The organism is Streptomyces capillispiralis, assembly GCF_007829875.1.
GTDB classification, from domain to species: Bacteria; Actinomycetota; Actinomycetes; order Streptomycetales; family Streptomycetaceae; genus Streptomyces; species Streptomyces capillispiralis.
Window position 1 is genome coordinate 2730264 of record NZ_VIWV01000001.1, and the last position, 17062, is coordinate 2747325.

At 72.2% G+C, this 17062-nt stretch carries 19 protein-coding genes; 9 read left to right on the top strand and 10 right to left on the bottom strand.

Annotation, left to right across the window (positions count from 1 at the left end; translation table 11 throughout):
• Position 1 precedes the first annotated feature (1 nt).
• Positions 2-1027, top strand: a complete 1026-nt coding sequence (locus FHX78_RS11155; RefSeq protein WP_145867289.1) for a PadR family transcriptional regulator — start codon at positions 2-4, stop codon at positions 1025-1027.
• 68 nt (positions 1028-1095) lie between these two features.
• On the opposite strand, the gene FHX78_RS11160 is transcribed toward FHX78_RS11155, so the two are convergent.
• The 4 genes from FHX78_RS11160 to FHX78_RS11175 form a co-directional block, all read right to left on the bottom strand.
• The gene (locus FHX78_RS11160) at positions 1096-1659 is read right to left on the bottom strand and encodes a Clp protease N-terminal domain-containing protein (protein WP_145867290.1); all 564 of its coding nucleotides are present in this window, start codon (positions 1657-1659) and stop codon (positions 1096-1098) included.
• On the bottom strand, positions 1659-1868 hold the full coding sequence (locus FHX78_RS11165) for a helix-turn-helix domain-containing protein (RefSeq protein ID WP_145867291.1): 210 nt from the start codon (positions 1866-1868) through the stop codon (positions 1659-1661). Before FHX78_RS11165 ends, FHX78_RS11160 begins: the two co-directional genes overlap by 1 nt.
• 100 nt (positions 1869-1968) lie before the next feature.
• Complete coding sequence (locus tag FHX78_RS11170; protein WP_145867292.1) at positions 1969-2934, bottom strand: zinc-binding dehydrogenase; 966 nt, start codon at positions 2932-2934, stop codon at positions 1969-1971.
• A gap of 277 nt (positions 2935-3211) precedes the next feature.
• Positions 3212-4450 (bottom strand): NAD(P)-dependent malic enzyme, encoded by a 1239-nt coding sequence (locus FHX78_RS11175; protein ID WP_145867293.1) that lies wholly within the window; start codon positions 4448-4450, stop codon positions 3212-3214.
• A gap of 577 nt (positions 4451-5027) precedes the next feature.
• Between FHX78_RS11175 and FHX78_RS11185 the strand changes: the two genes are divergently transcribed.
• Genes FHX78_RS11185 through FHX78_RS11195 form a run of 3 tightly spaced genes read left to right on the top strand, consistent with a single transcriptional unit; the run spans position 5028 to position 7713 of the window.
• Positions 5028-5981 (top strand): ABC transporter substrate-binding protein, encoded by a 954-nt coding sequence (locus FHX78_RS11185; protein WP_145867294.1) that lies wholly within the window; start codon positions 5028-5030, stop codon positions 5979-5981.
• A gap of 32 nt (positions 5982-6013) precedes the next feature.
• The gene (locus FHX78_RS11190) at positions 6014-6952 is read left to right on the top strand and encodes an amino acid ABC transporter permease (RefSeq protein WP_145867295.1); all 939 of its coding nucleotides are present in this window, start codon (positions 6014-6016) and stop codon (positions 6950-6952) included.
• Between the two features lie 8 nt (positions 6953-6960).
• On the top strand, positions 6961-7713 hold the full coding sequence (locus tag FHX78_RS11195) for an amino acid ABC transporter ATP-binding protein (protein WP_145871858.1): 753 nt from the start codon (positions 6961-6963) through the stop codon (positions 7711-7713).
• Positions 7714-7775: 62 nt separating this feature from the next.
• Here FHX78_RS11195 and FHX78_RS11200 read toward each other — a convergent pair whose 3' ends face one another.
• Positions 7776-8549: a class I SAM-dependent methyltransferase gene (locus FHX78_RS11200; protein ID WP_145867296.1), complete on the bottom strand. Its 774-nt coding sequence runs from the start codon at positions 8547-8549 to the stop codon at positions 7776-7778.
• A 100-nt stretch (positions 8550-8649) separates the two neighbouring features.
• On the opposite strand from FHX78_RS11200, the gene FHX78_RS11205 reads away from it, so the two are divergent.
• A complete protein-coding gene (locus tag FHX78_RS11205) occupies positions 8650-9300 on the top strand; it encodes a CGNR zinc finger domain-containing protein (RefSeq protein WP_145867297.1) in 651 nt (216 codons plus the stop codon).
• Here the strand turns inward: FHX78_RS11205 and sodX are convergent.
• The gene (gene sodX / locus FHX78_RS11210; protein WP_145867298.1) at positions 9183-9617 is read right to left on the bottom strand and encodes a nickel-type superoxide dismutase maturation protease; all 435 of its coding nucleotides are present in this window, start codon (positions 9615-9617) and stop codon (positions 9183-9185) included. The genes FHX78_RS11205 and sodX overlap by 118 nt on opposite strands.
• Before the next feature lie 146 nt (positions 9618-9763).
• Between sodX and sodN the strand changes: the two genes are divergently transcribed.
• On the top strand, positions 9764-10159 hold the full coding sequence (gene sodN / locus FHX78_RS11215) for a superoxide dismutase, Ni (protein WP_004983535.1): 396 nt from the start codon (positions 9764-9766) through the stop codon (positions 10157-10159).
• A gap of 180 nt (positions 10160-10339) precedes the next feature.
• On the opposite strand, the gene FHX78_RS11225 is transcribed toward sodN, so the two are convergent.
• On the bottom strand, positions 10340-11065 hold the full coding sequence (locus FHX78_RS11225; RefSeq protein ID WP_145867299.1) for a DUF4241 domain-containing protein: 726 nt from the start codon (positions 11063-11065) through the stop codon (positions 10340-10342).
• 116 nt (positions 11066-11181) lie between these two features.
• Here FHX78_RS11225 and FHX78_RS11230 point away from each other — a divergent pair, with 116 nt between their 5' ends.
• The 3 genes from FHX78_RS11230 to FHX78_RS11240 are packed head-to-tail and all read left to right on the top strand — an operon-like array spanning position 11182 to position 12779.
• A complete protein-coding gene (locus FHX78_RS11230) occupies positions 11182-11604 on the top strand; it encodes a helix-turn-helix transcriptional regulator (protein ID WP_145867300.1) in 423 nt (140 codons plus the stop codon).
• A gap of 9 nt (positions 11605-11613) precedes the next feature.
• Positions 11614-12039 (top strand): VOC family protein, encoded by a 426-nt coding sequence (locus FHX78_RS11235; protein WP_145867301.1) that lies wholly within the window; start codon positions 11614-11616, stop codon positions 12037-12039.
• Entirely contained in the window at positions 12036-12779 is a 744-nt protein-coding gene (locus tag FHX78_RS11240; protein WP_145867302.1) for a VOC family protein, read from the top strand. The genes FHX78_RS11235 and FHX78_RS11240 overlap by 4 nt, the downstream gene beginning before the upstream one ends.
• 654 nt (positions 12780-13433) lie before the next feature.
• Here the strand turns inward: FHX78_RS11240 and FHX78_RS11250 are convergent.
• The 3 genes from FHX78_RS11250 to FHX78_RS11260 form a co-directional block, all read right to left on the bottom strand.
• On the bottom strand, positions 13434-14087 hold the full coding sequence (locus tag FHX78_RS11250; protein WP_145867304.1) for a GNAT family N-acetyltransferase: 654 nt from the start codon (positions 14085-14087) through the stop codon (positions 13434-13436).
• A gap of 185 nt (positions 14088-14272) precedes the next feature.
• Entirely contained in the window at positions 14273-15454 is a 1182-nt protein-coding gene (locus FHX78_RS11255; protein WP_373312989.1) for a family 2 encapsulin nanocompartment cargo protein polyprenyl transferase, read from the bottom strand.
• Positions 15455-15578: 124 nt separating this feature from the next.
• Positions 15579-16985 (bottom strand): family 2B encapsulin nanocompartment shell protein, encoded by a 1407-nt coding sequence (locus tag FHX78_RS11260; protein ID WP_145867305.1) that lies wholly within the window; start codon positions 16983-16985, stop codon positions 15579-15581.
• Positions 16986-17062 lie beyond the last annotated feature (77 nt).

The following is a 17062-nucleotide window of genomic DNA, read 5'->3' on the forward strand; positions in this document are numbered from 1 at the left end:
CATGCCCCCCGTCTTCGCCCACGGACGCCTCCGCCTCTATCTCCTGAAGCTGCTGGACGAGGCCCCGCGCCACGGCTACGAGGTGATCCGCCTCCTGGAGGAGCGCTTCCAGGGGCTGTACGCCCCGTCGGCGGGCACGGTCTATCCGCGCCTGGCCAAGCTGGAGGCGGAGGGCCTGGTCACCCACACCACCGAGGGCGGCCGCAAGGTGTACTCCATCACGGACGCCGGCCGCGCCGAGCTCGCCGACCGCAGCGGCGAGCTGGCCGACCTGGAGCTGGAGATCCGTGAGTCGGTCGCCGAACTGGCCGCCGAGATCCGGGCCGACGTCAGCGGCGCGGCGGGCGATCTGCGCCGCGAGATGCGGGCCGCGGCCGGCCGGGCCCGCCAGTCCCGCGGCGGTGGGGCCTCCGGCGACGAGGAAGGGGGCCTCGGCGACTTCTCGGTCTTCGGCGACAGCGAGGCCTGGCGCGCCGCCAAGGAGGAGATGCGCCGCGCCAAGCAGGAGTGGAAGGAACAGGCCCGGCGCGCCAAGGACGAGAGCCGCCGCTCCCGCGAGGAGGCCCAGCGGGCCCGCCGCCAGGCCCAGGAGGCACAGGAGGAGGTGCAGCGCATCATGCGGAAGGTCCAGGAACAGGTGCAGGACCACTTCGCCCGCGGCGACTGGCCGACGGGGCTGCGCGAGGGCCTGGGCGAACTGGCCAAGGAGATGACCGGCTTCGGCAAGGACTTCGCCTTCGGCCGCACCGGCACCGGCGGACCGGGCCGCGCCTCCCAGCCGTCGTACTCCCGGACGCCCGAGGACTTCCCCGCCGAGTACACCCCGGCCTGGGCCCATGAGGACGCCTCCGACTCCACCGGTGACCCGGCCCGCGACCTGGACCGTCTGCTGGACCGCTTCCGGGACGACATCCGCGACGCGGCCCGCGACCGGGGCGTCACCGCCGACCAGCTCCGGGACGCCCGCGGTCATCTGTCCTCGGCGGCGGCCCGGATCGAGGCGATCCTGCGCGCGCCCAAGCCCTGAGCCGCCGGGGCGGCCCGGCCCCCGCCGTCCCGCCGCTCCTCCAGCCCTCCGCCCCCTCCGCCCCGCCGTCAGCCCGCCTTGGCCTCGCCGCCCCCGTACAGCACCCGGGTCACGGACTCGTAGGTCACCCCGCGGTCGGCGAGGACCTCGGCGGGGACGCCGGGGCGGGCGGTGAGGGCCAGCAGGATGTGCTCGTCGCCGATGTGCCGGTCCCCCCGGGCCACGGCGACCCGCAGGGCCCCCTGGAGCACGTCCCTGGCACCCTTGCCGAAGCTGCCGCGCCCCGTCCGGCGGCCCCGGCCCCCGCGGCCGCCGGACATCGCCCCGACCCCGTGGACCTCCTCCACCCGGGCGACGATCTCCGGGACGTCGATCCCGAGTCCGGCGAGGGCGTCCGTCTCGGCCCGGGACAGACCGGCACGGCGCCGCGCCTCCCGCAGGGCCTGCCGTACCGGCTCCCTGTGCTCGCCCGAACCGAGGGCCGCCAGCGCGAAGGACGCGCGGCTGCCCTCACGGTCCAGCAGGGCGAGCAGCAGGTGCTCGGGGTCGACCGTCCCCGCCCCCACCCCCTCGACGTGCGCGACCGCCCCCTTCACCACGTCACGGGCGTCCTTGGTGAACCGCTCGAACATCAATGCCTCCCGTACTTCTTGTGCACGGCCTGCCTGCTCACCCCGAGCTCGGTGGCGATCTCCTGCCAGGACCAGCCCTGATGGCGCGCGTTGCGCACCTGCACGGCCTCCAGCCGCTCCAGCAGCCTGCGCAGCGCGGCGACGGCCCGCAGGCCGACCCGTGGATCGCGGTCACCCGCCCGCTCGGCGAGGTCGGTTGCCTCAGTCATGACGTCAACTTACGTTGACACCCGGCCGTCGTCAACCCCAGTTGACATGCCGACGGCCGGCCCGGAGAACCGGACCGGCCGTGGACGCGAACGCGGACCCTCAGGGACCGGTGAGCACGATCTTCCCGAACTGCTCGCCCGACTCCATCCGTTCGAAGCCCTCACGGGCGCGGTCCATGGGCAGCACCTCGTCGATGACGGGCCGCACACCGGTGGCGGCGCAGAAGGAGAGCAGGTCCTCCAGCTCGTCCTTGGTGCCCATCGTCGACCCGACGACCTTGAGCTCCAGGAAGAAGATGCGGGTCAGCTCGGCGTGCGAGGGCCGGTCACCACTGGTGGCACCGGAGATCACCAGCGTGCCGCCGGGGCGCAGCGACTTCACCGAGTGGGACCAGGTGGCCGCCCCCACGGTCTCGATCACCGCGTCGACCCGCTGCGGCAGCCGCGCACCGGACTCCAGCGCCTCCACCGCCCCCAGCTCCAGCGCCCGCTTCCGCTTGGCCTCGTCCCGGCTGGTGGCGAAGACCCGCAGCCCCGCGGCCTTCCCGAGCGCGATGGCGGCGGTGGCGACGCCGCCCCCGGCGCCCTGCACCAGCACGGAGTCGCCGGGCCGCACCCCCGCGTTGGTGAACAGCATCCGGTACGCCGTCAGCCACGCGGTCGGCAGACAGGCGGCCTCCTCGAAGGAGAGCTCCTTGGGCTTGGGCAGGACGTTCCAGGTGGGCACGGCGACCTGCTCCGCGAAGGTGCCCTGGTACCGCTCGGTGAGGATGGACCGGGGCTCGCGGGGCCCCACTCCGTGACCGCTCTGTCCGATCACCGAGTGCAGGACGACCTCGTTGCCGTCCTCGTCGACACCGGCGGCGTCGCAGCCGAGGATCATCGGCAGCTTGTCCTCGGCGAGGCCGACGCCCCGCAGGGACCAGAGGTCGTGGTGGTTGAGGGAGGCGGCCTTGACCGTGACGGTGCTCCAGCCGGGCCGGGCTTCGGGCGCGGGGCGCTCGCCCAGCTCCAGACCGGTGAGCGGTTGGTCGCGGTCGATTCGGGAGGCGTAGACGGCGAACATGACCTTGACGATAGGGTCCCCGCCCCGCCGGCGGAACCAGGGGCCGCTGTGAGACACGCCCTCTTGCCACCGCGCGAGGGCACCCACCCGGCGGACGGCACCCACCGACCGACCCGGCGGACGGCACCCACGGACCGACCCGGCGGACGGCACCCACCGACCCACCCGGCGACGGCAACCACCAGCGCCGGACGGCATCCACCCGCCCGGAGCAGCGCCCGGGTAAAAACATCGGCCCCGTCCACCCGGGACGGGGCCGATGCGGAGTCCGCGCGCGTCAGCGGCGGGCGACGCCTTCCGCCCGGGCGGCCGCGGCCACCGCCGCGGTCACCGCGGGGGCGACCCGCTCGTCGAACGGGGACGGGATGACGTAGTCGGCGGCGAGGTCGTCACCGACCACCGAGGCCAGCGCCTCGGCGGCGGCCAGCTTCATCCCCTCGGTGATCCGGGAGGCCCGCACCTGCAGCGCGCCCGCGAAGATGCCCGGGAACGCCAGCACGTTGTTGATCTGGTTCGGGAAGTCCGAGCGCCCGGTGGCCACGACCGCCGCGTACTTGTGCGCGACCTCGGGACGCACCTCCGGGTCGGGGTTGGCCATGGCGAAGACGAACGCGCCCTCGGCCATCGACGCCACCGCCTCCTCCGCCACCGTGCCGCCGGAGACGCCGATGAAGACGTCGGCCCCGGCCAGCGCCGACTCCAGCGAGCCCGAGAGACCGGCCTTGTTGGTGAACGACGCCAGCTCCGCCTTGATCGGCGTGAGGTCCTGGCGGTCGCGGGAGACGACGCCCTTGCGGTCGGCCACGGCGACGTCCCCGATGCCGGCCTCGACCAGCATCTTGGCGATCGCCACACCGGCCGCGCCCGCGCCCGAGATCACGGCCCGCAGGTCGCCGAGCGGCCGTCCGCTGAGCCGGGCGGCGTTGCGCAGCGCGGCCAGGGTCACCACCGCGGTGCCGTGCTGGTCGTCGTGGAAGACCGGGATGTCCAGCCGCTCCTGGAGACGCTTCTCGATCTCGAAGCACCGGGGTGCCGAGATGTCCTCCAGGTTCACCCCGCCGAAGGAGGGGGCGAGACGGACCACGGTCTCGACGATCTCGTCCACGTCCGTGCAGGCCAGCGCGATCGGGACCGCGTCCACGCCGCCGAACTGCTTGAAGAGGATCGCCTTGCCCTCCATCACCGGGAGGGATGCCTCGGGACCGATGTCCCCGAGGCCGAGCACGGCCGTACCGTCCGTCACGACGGCGACGACCGACGACTTCCAGGTGTAGTCGTGCACGAGGTCCGGCTGTTCGGCGATCGCGCTGCACACCTTCGCGACGCCGGGCGTGTACGCCAGGGACAGATCCTCCTTGTCGCGGATCGGCACGGTGGCCCGCACGGCCATCTTGCCCCCGCGGTGCAGCGCGAACGCCGGGTCGAAGGAATCGAGGGGCTCGGCCCCGCTCTCCGGCTCCGTATGACCGTCCAGGCTTTCGCTGTCGCTGCGAGGATTGACAATCTCCGCTGCCACTTGGTTTTACCCCTTAATTGTTCATGGTTTGAGGGTTGCCACTCCTGGTGAGGGGTGGGCGGGACCGCGCAAGGCCCGAAGGGTTGGTGCGTACGGGCCGAACACGACGGGCGCGCCGCACACGCGCCCTGAGCCCCGGATGAGGGGTGTAAAGAACCTTCTTACCGGACGGACGCCGTCGGCGACGAGTCCATAACGCGAAGGTCACATGGCGGCACCCTGAATCTTCGCCTGATATCAGGACAAGACCGGGACGAAGTCCCAGCAACTCCACAATCGCCCCAAAGACCGCGACGGCCACTTCCGTATCCCGATCAAAACCGAAGATCTTCCGGCCGGAATGGAAGATTCCCGCAGACTGTCCGGCCATACGGGACCGGAGTGGTGCGGTTCGAGGGTCACCCGTTATCCGATTTTGACATCGTGGCCCCCCTGAATAGCGCAGTCCGAATGGCAAGATGCGGTAATCACACGAGGTCGCGACACTCGAAGGCGTGTGCTCATGACCCATGGCGACGCCGCACAGGCAGTCGCCGGCCCCAAAGGCAACTCCACCCATCCGCCGGAGGAACCCACCATGACCGCAAGCACCACCCGTCGTACCACCGCCGCCAGGTCCCGGCTAGCAGCGGTCGGTGCGATCGCGGTCGCAGGCGCACTGCTTCTCACCGGCTGCGGTGACCAGACCAAGGACAACGACTCGGGCAGCAGCGAGACCTCCGCCGCCCCGCTGGCCGACAAGCTGCCCCAGACGATCCGCGACAAGGGCGTCATCAAGGTCGGATCCGACATCGCGTACGCACCGGTCGAGTTCAAGGACGGTTCCGGCAAGACCGTCGGCATCGACCCGGACCTCGCCGCCGCCATGGGCAAGCAGCTCGGCGTGACGTTCGAGTTCGAGAACGGCACCTTCGACACGCTGCTCGGCGGCCTGCGCTCGGACCGCTACGACATCGCCATGTCCGCGATGACCGACACCAAGGACCGCCAGGAGGGTGTCGACTCCGACACCGGCAAGAAGGTCGGCGAGGGCGTCGACTTCGTCGACTACTTCACCGCCGGTGTCTCGATCTACACCAAGAAGGGCGACGACCAGGGCATCAAGACCTGGGCCGACCTGTGCGGCAAGAAGCTGGTCGTCCAGCGCGGCACGGTCTCGCACGACCTGGCCAAGGCCGAGGCGGAGAAGTGCCCGGCCGGCAAGACGATCACCATCGAGGCCTTCGACAACGACCAGCAGGCCCAGACCCGCCTGCGCGCGGGTGGCGCCGACGCCGGCTCCTCCGACTTCCCGGTCGCCGCGTACGCCGTGAAGACCTCCGGCGGCGGCAAGGACTTCCAGCTGGTCGGCGAGCAGGTCGACGCCGCCCCGTACGGCATCGCCGTCGCCAAGGGCGACACCGAGCTGCGCGACGCCATCAAGGCCGCGCTCGACGCCGTCATCGAGAACGGCGAGTACCAGAAGGTCCTGGAGAAGTGGGGCGTCACGGAGGGCGCCGTCGAGGAAGCCACCATCAACGGCGGCAAGTGACCGCGCGGCGGCGGCACTGAAAGGCAACATCCGTGACTGCTGACATCAAGAAGACGGACGGGCCGGCGGACACCCCGCCGGCCGGGCCGGAGGCCATCAAGGCCGTCCCGGTCCGGCACTACGGCCGTTACGTCTCAGCCGTTCTCGCCCTGGCGATCTTCTTCGCGCTCGTCTGGGCCTTCGCGAACGGTGACATCAACTGGGGCGCGATCCCCGACTACTTCTTCAACGACCGCATCCTCACCGGCGTCCGCGAGACGCTGTGGCTGACCTTCCTGTCGATGGTCATCGGCATCGTCGGCGGCCTGCTGCTGGCCGTGATGCGCCTGTCGAAGAACCCGGTGACCTCGTCGATCGCCTGGTTCTACATCTGGTTCTTCCGCGGCACCCCGGTGCTGGTCCAGCTGTTCGTCTGGTTCAACCTGGGCTTCGTCTTCGAGTACATCAACCTCGGACCGGTCTACAAGGACGAGTGGTCCGAGTTCATGACGCCGTTCCTGACGGCGCTGCTCGGTCTCGGCCTGAACGAGGCCGCGTACATGGCGGAGATCTGCCGCGCCGGTCTGCTGGCCGTCGACGAGGGCCAGACCGAGGCCGCGCACGCGCTCGGCATGAGCCACTCCAAGACGCTGCGCCGCATCGTCGTCCCGCAGGCCATGCGCGTGATCGTGCCGCCGACGGGCAACGAGGTCATCAACATGCTGAAGACCACCTCGCTCGTGGCGGCGGTCCAGTACTACGAGCTCCTGCGCTACGCCCAGGACATCGGCACGACCTCGGGCGCCACGGTGGAGATGCTGTTCCTGGCCGCGGCCTGGTACCTGATCCTCACCTCCGTGCTCAGCGTCGGCCAGTACTACGTCGAGCGGTACTACGCCCGCGGGTCCAGCCGCCAGCTGCCGCCCACCCCGTGGCAGAAGGTGCGCGCCCACCTGACGTCCTTCTCCAGCCGCAAGGGGGTCACGGCATGACGAACGCCATGGTCAAGGCGGAGGGCGTGCACAAGTCCTTCGGTGCCGTCGAGGTCCTCAAGGGCATCGACCTGGAGGTGAGGTCCGGCGAGGTGTTCTGCCTCATCGGCCCCTCCGGCTCCGGCAAGTCCACCTTCCTGAGGTGTATCAACCACCTCGAGAAGGTCAACGCCGGGCGTCTTTACGTCGACGGCGAGCTGGTCGGCTACCGCCAGAAGGGCGACAAGCTGTACGAGCTCAAGGACAGCGAGGTCGCCCTGAAGCGCCGGGACATCGGCATGGTCTTCCAGCGCTTCAACCTGTTCCCGCACATGACGGCCGTGGAGAACGTCATGGAGGCGCCGGTCCAGGTCAGGGGCGTGAGCAGGGCGCAGGCCCGGGAGCGCGCGATGCAGCTCCTGGAGCGCGTGGGGCTCGGCGACAAGGCCGGGAACTACCCCTCGCAGCTCTCCGGCGGCCAGCAGCAGCGCGTGGCGATCGCGCGGGCGCTGGCCATGGAGCCCAAGCTGATGCTCTTCGACGAGCCGACCTCGGCCCTGGACCCGGAGCTGGTCGGTGACGTCCTCGACGTCATGCGCGACCTGGCCGAGTCCGGCATGACGATGGTCGTCGTCACCCACGAGATGGGCTTCGCCCGCGAGGTGGGCGACAGCCTGGTTTTCATGGACGGCGGTGTGGTGGTCGAGTCCGGTCACCCGCGCGAGGTGCTGACCAACCCGCGACACGAGCGGACGAAGTCGTTCCTGTCCAAGGTGCTCTGACTGCGCGCACGGCGAGGGGGGCGGTACGGGATCTCCGTACCGCCCCTCGGCCGTGCCCGGGGCTACTTCAGCGCCAGCAGCAGGGTGTCCGACGGCGAGCACCACACCGGGCGGGCCTCGCCGAAGCCCTGGTCGCGCAGCACGCGGGCGTGCCAGGCCGCCGGGGGCATGTCGCCGTCGGCGTGCTCGCCGTAGATCTCGTAGCGCCGGGCCGTGGGACCGGCCAGCACCGGGTCCGCGGCGGCGAGCTGCCACCACTGGGCCCAGTCGAGGGCGCCGTCGCGCTTGGCCTGATCCATGCGGGCGTGGCGCAGGGCGCGCTCGGCCGCGTTGATCCGGGGCGTGGAGTCGTCGATCATGTGGTCCGCGTTCATGAAGACACCGCCGTCGCGCAGCAGGGCCGCGATGTGCCCGTAGAGGTCCGCGAGGGGTTCCTTGTGCAGCCAGTGGAGGGCGGTCGCGGTCAGCACGGCGTCGTAGGAGTCGTACGGCAGTGCCGCCGCCCACCCGGGATCCTTGAGGTCGGCCGTCACGAAGGAGACCCGCTCGTCCCCCGCGAAGGTGCCCTCGGCGATGGCGAGCAGCGCCGGGTCCAGGTCGACGCCGGTGCTGGTGGCGTCCGGGAACCGGGCGAGCAGCCGGGCAGTGATGCTGCCCGTGCCGCAGGCGAGGTCCAGCACCCGCGGGGAGGTGCCGACGAGGGCCTCCACCATGTCGAGCATGACCCGGAACCGCTCCTCACGGTCGGGCATGTACCACTCCTGCTGCCGGTCCCAGCTCTCCTGCCAGGCGTGCCAGTCGGCGGCGGCCGTCGTGGTGGCGTGCGTGTCCGTCATCGAGCCCCTCCCGCGTCTGCGTCCCGTAATACCCTTGAAGCACGATCGTCTGTTACCCGACCGCACGCACGACCATAGAGCCCCTGCGTAAGGACTACAAGTGGAACTGGCCTATTACTCGGATTACGCCGTACGCCTCGTCAACACCGAGGAACCGGCCCGGGGGAAGGACACGCTGACCTCGGTCGAGGCCGTCCGCGATCTGTTCGGCGCCAACCAGTCGGCCGCGCGGCGCACCACCGACGCCGATGTGACGCGCTTCCGCTCGGTCCGGGCCAGGCTCCGCGCGGTCTTCGAGGCGGCCGACGGCGGCGACGAGACGCTCGCCGTCGACCTGCTGAACTCCCTGCTGCTGGAGTTCCCGGTGAGCCCCCAGATCTCGGGGCACGACTTCCGCGACGACGACGGCCGCCCGCTGTGGCACATGCACCTGGCCGACCACCCGTCCAACGCGACCGCCGGCTACGCCGCCATCGCCGCGATGGGCCTGGCCTTCCACCTCACCGAGTACGGCGTGGACCGCCTCGGCCTGTGCGAGGCCCCGCCCTGCCGCAACGCCTACCTGGACACCTCGACCAACCGCTCCCGCCGCTACTGCTCCGACCGCTGCGCCACCCGGGCGAACGTGGCCGCCTACCGCGCCCGCAAACGCCTGGAGGCGGACCGGTCGGAGAACACCGGACGGGCCGAGGACAGCGCCCAGGCGGCCACGGCCAGCGGTGAGCGCCGGTCGGGAGTGCGCGGCCGGTAGCGGAAGCGGACCCGGCCGAGCACCAGCTCGTCCGGCACCACCCCGTAGTCCGTGCTGTCCCCGCCCGCGTACGCGTTGTCCCCGAGCACCCACCAGCCGCCCTCGCGCCGCTCGGCGGCCCGCTTGACGACCAGCAGGTCCTGCTGGAACGGATGCCGCAGCACGATCACGTCACCCCGTCTGACCCGGGCGCCGTAGTGCACCAGCAGCCGGTCCCCGTGGTGCAGCGTGGGCACCATGGACGGCCCCGTCACCTCGGCCACCCCGAAGGGCAGCGGCGCCTTCGCCCGCTCGGCGTCCTGCGACGGTTCCGGCATCACCCGGCACCTCCCCGGTTCGTCCTCCACCAGTCCCAGTCTCACCCCGGACTTTTGTCCTAAGCCCCCGGGGGCACCCGCGAAAAGCCGTCCGCCACGGAGTAATGTCCCGTGTGAGAAGACGATCACGAGGAAGGAAACGCTTCATGCTTTCCCGCCTGTTTGCCCCCAAGGTCAAGGTCAGCGCGCACTGCGACCTGCCCTGCGGTGTGTACGACCCTGCCCAGGCCCGCATCGAGGCGGAGTCGGTCAAGGCCGTCCAGGAAAAGATGGCCGGCAACGACGACCCGCACTTCCAGGCGCGTGCCACGGTCATCAAGGAGCAGCGCGCCGAGCTGGCGAAGCACCACGTCTCCGTGCTGTGGAGCGACTACTTCAAGCCCCCGCACTTCGAGAAGTACCCGGAGCTGCACCAGCTGGTCAACGACACCCTGAAGGCCCTCTCGGCCGCCAAGGCGTCGACGGACCCGGCCACCGGCCAGAAGGCGCTGGACTACATCGCCCAGATCGACAAGATCTTCTGGGAGACCAAGAAGGCCTGATCTCCGATCATGCCTCATGACCTGCGAACTCCTTGGTTGCAGTGTCTCCGAGTCCGCACCCGGTCCACGGGCCGCCGAGCACGGCGTCCCTGACGGCCCGGGTGCGGTCTTCTTTTCCGGGCCGCAGGTCCTCGCGCGACCGGGTGCGTTCCGGTGACCGGCGCGCCCGGTGCCGCCGCGTCAGGCCTTGGCACCGGGCAGGCCGCTGGTCACGACGACCGCTGCCACGTCGCCGGCCCTGGTGCGGCCCAGCCAGACGACGCCGCCCGACTCCGCCGTGAAGGTGACCAGATCGGCTCGGTGCGACTCGTCGGCCACCCGCTCGCACCAGCTGGGCAGCCGTTCGGAGTTCCGCGGCACCGGCCCACCGTCCACGTACGTGCGGAACGGCGCGGCCAGGGCCGTCCACGCGCCGGCGTCGGCGAAGCAGCCCACGTTGGCGTCGGAGGCGAAGCCGATCCGCTCGCCCGGCTGAAGCCGGTCGATGTCGTCGTCGACGCCCAGGCCCATCTCCCACCCGGCCACCGGCTCGTCACTGACGCACAAGCGGGTCGCGGCGCACGCGACGCCGTCGAAGTGCTGGCCGAAGAACTCGTACGGCCCCGCCGTCCACGCGATCTCCACCCGGTAGGCGCCCGGCGGGATCCGCACCGCCAGCTCCCGCGGGGGCCTCGTCGGCAGCCCTCGCTCGTACTCCAGGCTCTCGTCGTCGTGCCACGGCGCGTCCACCACGAGACGGCCGCTGGGCAGGCGCAGGGTGGTCACCTCCTCGATCCCGGTGACCACGACGGGCGTCGTCGGATCGTCGTACACCGTCCCCAGGTGCGCCCCGGGCGTGAACGCCGTCTCCAGGTACCAGGCGGCCTCCGTCCCGGCCGCCAGCCGAGCGTCCCCGCTCCACTCCATGCCTCACCCCTCCCGCACCACCCGTCCGGGCGGTCGACCGAAACGGTACGACGGCCCAGTGACATGGCGCTCGGCGCGGCCGCCGGGGCCGGGCGGGAGCGTGGGATGCTGGGCCGATGGAGCTGGAGGATCTGGTGCGGCTGCGGCGGGCCAGGGACCGCATGGACCGCGAGTACGCCGAGCCCCTCGACATCGCGGAGCTGGCGCGGACCGCCCTGATGTCGCCCGGCCACTTCCAGCGCAGCTTTCGCGCGGCGTACGGGCAGACGCCGTACGGCTATCTCATGACCCGGCGCATCGAGCGCGCGAAGGCCCTGCTGCGGCGCGGCGATCTCACGGTGACGGAGGTGTGCCTCGCGGTCGGCTGCACCTCCCTGGGCTCGTTCAGCTCGCGTTTCACGGAGCTGGTCGGTGAGACCCCGAGCGCGTACCGGGCCCGGTCGCACGAGGAGAGCGCGGTGATTCCGCCGTGCGTCGCCCGGACGTACACCCGCCCGGTGCGGGGCAGGCCCCGGGCCGATCCGGGTGGGACCTTCTAGCGTGGACCCATGGACACAGGAAACGATGTGCGGCTCGCCCAGTGCTTCATCGCCGTGGACGACCACGACAAGGCGCTGGCCTTCTACCGCGACGTGCTGGGTCTCGAGGTCCGCAACGACGTGGGGTTCGAGGGGATGCGCTGGGTGACGGTCGGCTCGCCCGAGCAGGACGTGGAGATCGTGCTGGAGCCGCCCGCGGCGAACCCGGACGCCTCCCCCGGCGACCGGCAGGCGATGGCCGAGCTGCTGGCCAAGGGCATGCTGCGCGGGGTCAACTTCACCACGGCCGACTGCGACGCCCTCTTCGAACGCGTGCGGGCCGCCGGTGCGGACGTGCTCCAGGAGCCGGTGGACCAGCCGTACGGGGTGCGCGACTGCGCGTTCCGCGACCCGGCGGGGAACATGCTGCGCTTCATGGAACGCCCCGCACGGTGAGCATCCGCTGGACGTACGCGTTCCTCGACCGGCCCGCCCCGTCGGACGCCCCCGCCGGTGCGTTCTGGGCGGCCGTGACCGGCGCACGGCGGTCCGAACCGACGGGAGACAGCGAGGAGTTCGCGACCCTGCGCCCGGACGGCACCGACGCCTGCGTGGGGGTGCAACGGGTCCTCTCCGGCGGGGGCGGCACCCACCTCGACTTCTCCGTGGACGACCGGGCGGGCTTCACCGCGTCGGCGCTGCGGCTGGGCGCGGCACCGGTCGCCGAGCACGAGGGGTGGTCCGTACTGCGTTCACCGGCGGGGCACGTGTTCTGCGCGGTGCCGTGGCACGGGGAGTCGGTCCGGCCGCCCGTCGTGCACGGCAGCCGTCTGGACCAGGTGTGCCTCGATGTCCCACCGCAGACGTACGACGTCGAAGTGGCCTTCTGGGGCGGCCTGTTGGCCGGCTGGGAGTCGCTGCCCGGCTCGCTCCCGGAGTTCCACGTGCTCAGGCCGCCGGCCGGGCTGCCCCCGCGGGTGCTGCTCCAGCGGCTGGCGGAGGATCGGCCCGTCTCGGCCCATCCGGACCTCGCCTGCGCCGACATCGGGGCGACGCGGGCGCGGCACGAGGCACTCGGTGCCGTGTTCGTGGCCGCCTTCTGCCACTGGACCGTGATGCGGGACCCGTCGGGCGCCCCGTACTGCCTGACGGGCCGCGACCCGGAGACGGGCGGACTGGCGGACCGGTCGGACTAGCCGCTGGTGGCCCGGGGGAAGCGGGGCGGGCGGGGGCGACACGCCTCGCCGCCGTCGGCGTCCGGTGGCGACCCGGTGCTGCTCCGGTGGCGACCGGCAGCGGGACGCCGCCGGGGCGGGACTGGGGCGGGACTGGGGCGGGCCGGGAGCCGGTCCTAGCTCCTACCGCCTCGTGCCCGCCGGGCCCGCGTCCCTGCTGGCCGGGGCGGACTCGGCAGTGCCGGATTCCCCGGCCGTCTCCGGCCTCCCAGGCTCCTCGGCTTCCTCGGCTTCCTCGGCCTCCTGGCCCTGACCGGTCCCGCCGGCGAGGAACCTGTCGCACGTGGGGTTGTGGCATGGGCCGTGCACCCACACCGGAACCCACGCGCCCAAGGTCTTGTGGCGCCGGATGACCATCTCGACCGGCTGTCCGCAGGCGGGACAGACGGGTTGTTCGCTGCCCATGCCCTCCAGGGTAGGCCCGGCGGCTGCTCGGCGCTTCCCGCTGTACGCCCGCACGGGCACACCGCTGCCGAACGAACGCACCGACTCCGGCGCGCACCGGGTGGCCGACCAGGTCGCCCGCGGTGGTCCCGACGTCCGGGTCGGGCGACTCCCCCGGGCGAGGTCGCCGCCGGACCGGGGCCCGGCGACCCGTTCCGGAAGGGGATGGATTTACAGCGAGGTCCCGCCGGGGCGCGGCTCGCGCCACATCGGCCACATGTGGGGGCCGTCCGGGAGGAGGAGGGGCTCGCCCGCCGCCTCGAAGCCGAGGCGCTCGTACAGCAGGCGGCTGCGCGCGCTGCTCGCCTCGAGGTACGCCGCCCGGCCCTCCCGGTCGCAGCGGTCGAGGGCGGAGCCGATCAGCGCGGTGCCGAGCCCTTCGCCCTGGCGGCCGGGCACGACGCCGATCATCCACAGATACTCGTGGTCCCGCCCGGCGGGGTGGATGCCCGCCGTGAGCCGGCCGATCAGCTCCACCCGCTCGTTCTCCGGGTCGACGGCCCGGCGCAGCTGGGCCGGGCCGTCGTCCCGCGCACCCTCGCCGTCCGCACCCTCGCCGTCCGCCCGCTCGGCGCCGTGGCCGCCGTCGTCCGCGGGCACCGACAGCCACAGCGCGCACGCCGATCCGTCCTCGGTGACGTCGACGCGTCCCTCGGCGAGCACGATGTCGGTGAAGGCCGCCATGAGCCGGTGGTGCGTGGTCCGGCGGTACTGCTCACCGGGGAAGACCCAGCCACTCACCGGGTCGTCCTGGAACGCCTCGTCCAGGAGCCGCACGATCAGCTCCCGGTCCCCGTCCCCAGCCGTCCGGATCGCCACGCCCATGTCCGCCCCTTCGCTCAACCGTCGTCTGCCGTAAGGACGTTGAGCCTAACGGGACGACCGGGGGGAGGGCGGGCCCCGCACATCGTGGGGAAGTGCGGGACCCGCCGGGCCGGAGCCACGGTGCCGTGCGGGGTCAGGAGCCGCACGGCGCCGTGGTTCCGGGGCCTTGGACGGGGCCGGTGCCGTCAGGTGCTGCGCCGTGTCACGAACTCGGCGAGGGCGAGCAGCCCGCCCGCCGCCTCCGGGTCGGGCACCGCCCGTGCAACTTCCTGCATCGCCCGGGCCATCCGGTCGGCCGCCTGGGTCTGCGCCCAGTCCCGGCCGCCCGCCCGCTCCACGGTCAGGGCGATGTGGTCCAGGTCCTCCTTCTGGTGCGGGGTCGCGTACAGGGCGGCGAGTTCCGCTCCCGCCGGGGTGCCGGAGGTGAGCGCGGCGACCACCGGCAGCGACTTCTTGCGGGCGGCCAGATCCGCGCCGGCCGGCTTGCCGGTGCGGAGCGGGTCGCCCCATATGCCGATCACGTCGTCGATCAGCTGGAAGGCCAGCCCCGCCGCACGGCCGAACGCGTCCAGTGCCGCCACGTCCTCGTCCCCGGCCCCCGCGTACAGCGCACCGATCGCGCAGGCGCAGCCGAGCAGCGCACCGGTCTTGGCCTCGGCCATGGCGAGCGTCTCGGCGAGGGTGACCTCACCGGGGTCCCGACGCTCCAGGGCCGTGTCCGCGTGCTGCCCCTCGCACAGTTCGACCACGCAGGCGGCGAGCCGGGCCGCCGCGGCGGGGGCCGCCGGATGGCGGTCCTCCGCGAGCAGCCGCAGGGCGAGCGCCTGGAGGGCGTCCCCGGCGAGGATCGCGTCGGCGTCCCCGAACACCGTCCAGGCGGTGGGCCGGTGGCGGCGGGTGGCGTCCCGGTCCATCACGTCGTCGTGCAGCAGCGTGAAGTTGTGGACCAGTTCCACGGCCGCCGCCGCCCGCAGGGCCGCGCCCCGGGCTGCGGGGCCGCCCAGCGCGGAGGCCGCGGCGAGCACCAGCGCCGGGCGGACCGCCTTGCCCGAACCGCCCCCCGCCGGCGCGCCGTCCGTGTCCTCCCAGCCGAAGTGGTACAGCGCGATCCGGCGCATGGACGCGGGCAGCGAGCCGACGGCGGCCCGCAGCACCGGGTCGACCGCGGCCCGCGCCCGCTCCAGCAGCATCGTCGCCTCGTGCCCGTCACCGGCACGGTGCTCCGCCTCCGCCGCGGTCCCGCCCGAACGCTCCGCCGGGTTCCCGGCCGGGCGCTCTGCCGGATCCCCGGCCGAACGCTCCACCGCGGTCCCGGCCGGGCGCTCCGCCGTGAGCCCTGTCGTCGGCTCCGTCATGGACTCCGTCATCGGCCTCCCCCTGAAACCGGCTCGGTGGAGGAGCGGAGGGATGGCGCTTCCGCACCCGTCGAGCGCGTACCTCCGAGGTGTACCCGCCCGGACGGGCGGGGACACGGCGGGAGCTGGCCGACGGTCACCGCCAGCGGCCGATCTCGACGTTTTCCAGCACGCCGAGCGCGTCCGGTACCAGGACCGCGGCCGAGTAGTAGGCCGTGACCAGGTATTTGATGATGGCCTGTTCGTTGATGCCCATGAAGCGCACGGACAGACTCGGCTCGATCTCGTCGGGGATGCCGGCGGCCCGCAGGCCGATCACGCCCTGGTCCTCCTCCCCGGTACGCAGGGCGATGATCGAGGTCGTGCGCGCCTCGGTCACCGGGATCTTGTTGCACGGGAAGATCGGCACGCCCCGCCAGGTGGGGATGCGGTTGCCGCCCATGTCGATGGTCTCCGGGACGAGTCCCCGCTTGTTGAGCTCACGGCCGAACGCGGCGATCGCGCGCGGATGGGCGAGCAGCAGCCTGGTCCCGCGCCGCCTGCTGAGCAGTTCGTCCAGGTCGTCGGGGCCCGGCACGCCGTCGTGCGGCTGGATCCGCTGGTCGTACTCGCAGTTGTGGAGCAGACCGAATTCGCGGTTGTTGACGAGTTCGTGCTCCTGGCGCTCCTTCAGTGCCTCGACGGTCAGCCGGATCTGCTGTTCCGTCTGGTTCATGGGCTGGTTGTAGAGGTCGGCCACGCGGGTGTGGATGCGCAGCACGGTCTGGGCGACGCTGAGTTCGTACTCGCGCGGCCTGGCCTCGTAGTCGACGAAGGTGTGCGGGATGTCCGGCTCGCCGCTGTGGCCGGCGGCGAGGTCGATCTCCTTCTCCCCGTACTTGTTGGTGGGCTGCCCGGGACCCGAGAGCCGCCGGCGCAGGTGCTCGCGCAGGGTGTCCGACCGCTCGGCGACCTGCTGGACGGCCTCGCGCGGCAGGACCAGCACGGTGCAGGCGGTGAGGGTGCGGGCGGTGTACTCCCAGATGGCGTCGTCGTCCAGCAGGGCCTGCTCGCCGAAGTAGGCACCGTCGGCGAGGACTCCCAGGGACTCGTCCTCGCCGTAGGGGCCGGTGCCGACCCGCTCCACCCTGCCGTGCGCCAGCAGGTACACCTCCTCGGCGGGGCTGCCGAAGGAGGCGATCACCTGGCCGGCGCCGATCTCCCGCTGCCGGCAGCGGGCGGCCAGTTCGGCCAGTACCTCGTCGTCCTCGTAGGACCGCAGGGCCGGCAGCTCCCCCAGTTCCGCCGGGATGATCTCGACCCGGTCGCCGGTCTTCACGAACGTCATCCGGCCATCGCCGACGGCGTAGGTCAGCCGCCGGTTCACGCGATACGTACCGCCCTGCACGTCCACCCAGGGCAGCATGCGCAGCAGCCAGCGCGAGCTGATCTCCTGCATCTGCGGCACGGACTTGGTCGTGGTGGCCAGGTTCCGCGCCGCCGCCGTACCGAGGCTCTGCTGCTGCCCGGCCTGCTCCGCGCGGACCTCTTCGCCTACCGACATAGAGAATTGCCCTCCCCAAATGGTGATCCACGCCCGGTCGTGCCGGGCGTCGTGCTGCGCGATCAAGCGTTCCTCAC

What these genes read in the sequence shown, in the direction of transcription:
- FHX78_RS11250 (WP_145867304.1), bottom strand. Translation starts at nt 14,087, where the DNA reads ATGGGCGTGGCGATCCGGACGGCTGGGGACGGGGACCGGGAGCTGATC.
- FHX78_RS11225 (WP_145867299.1), bottom strand. Translation starts at nt 11,065, where the DNA reads ATGGAGTGGAGCGGGGACGCTCGGCTGGCGGCCGGGACGGAGGCCGCC.
- FHX78_RS11185 (WP_145867294.1), top strand. Translation starts at nt 5,028, where the DNA reads ATGACCGCAAGCACCACCCGTCGTACCACCGCCGCCAGGTCCCGGCTA.
- FHX78_RS11260 (WP_145867305.1), bottom strand. Translation starts at nt 16,985, where the DNA reads ATGTCGGTAGGCGAAGAGGTCCGCGCGGAGCAGGCCGGGCAGCAGCAG.
- FHX78_RS11170 (WP_145867292.1), bottom strand. Translation starts at nt 2,934, where the DNA reads ATGTTCGCCGTCTACGCCTCCCGAATCGACCGCGACCAACCGCTCACC.
- FHX78_RS11160 (WP_145867290.1), bottom strand. Translation starts at nt 1,659, where the DNA reads ATGTTCGAGCGGTTCACCAAGGACGCCCGTGACGTGGTGAAGGGGGCG.
- FHX78_RS11195 (WP_145871858.1), top strand. Translation starts at nt 6,961, where the DNA reads ATGGTCAAGGCGGAGGGCGTGCACAAGTCCTTCGGTGCCGTCGAGGTC.
- FHX78_RS11230 (WP_145867300.1), top strand. Translation starts at nt 11,182, where the DNA reads ATGGAGCTGGAGGATCTGGTGCGGCTGCGGCGGGCCAGGGACCGCATG.
- FHX78_RS11155 (WP_145867289.1), top strand. Translation starts at nt 2, where the DNA reads ATGCCCCCCGTCTTCGCCCACGGACGCCTCCGCCTCTATCTCCTGAAG.
- FHX78_RS11255 (WP_373312989.1), bottom strand. Translation starts at nt 15,454, where the DNA reads ATGACGGAGTCCATGACGGAGCCGACGACAGGGCTCACGGCGGAGCGC.
- sodN (WP_004983535.1), top strand. Translation starts at nt 9,764, where the DNA reads ATGCTTTCCCGCCTGTTTGCCCCCAAGGTCAAGGTCAGCGCGCACTGC.
- sodX (WP_145867298.1), bottom strand. Translation starts at nt 9,617, where the DNA reads ATGCCGGAACCGTCGCAGGACGCCGAGCGGGCGAAGGCGCCGCTGCCC.
- FHX78_RS11200 (WP_145867296.1), bottom strand. Translation starts at nt 8,549, where the DNA reads ATGACGGACACGCACGCCACCACGACGGCCGCCGCCGACTGGCACGCC.
- FHX78_RS11235 (WP_145867301.1), top strand. Translation starts at nt 11,614, where the DNA reads ATGGACACAGGAAACGATGTGCGGCTCGCCCAGTGCTTCATCGCCGTG.
- FHX78_RS11165 (WP_145867291.1), bottom strand. Translation starts at nt 1,868, where the DNA reads ATGACTGAGGCAACCGACCTCGCCGAGCGGGCGGGTGACCGCGATCCA.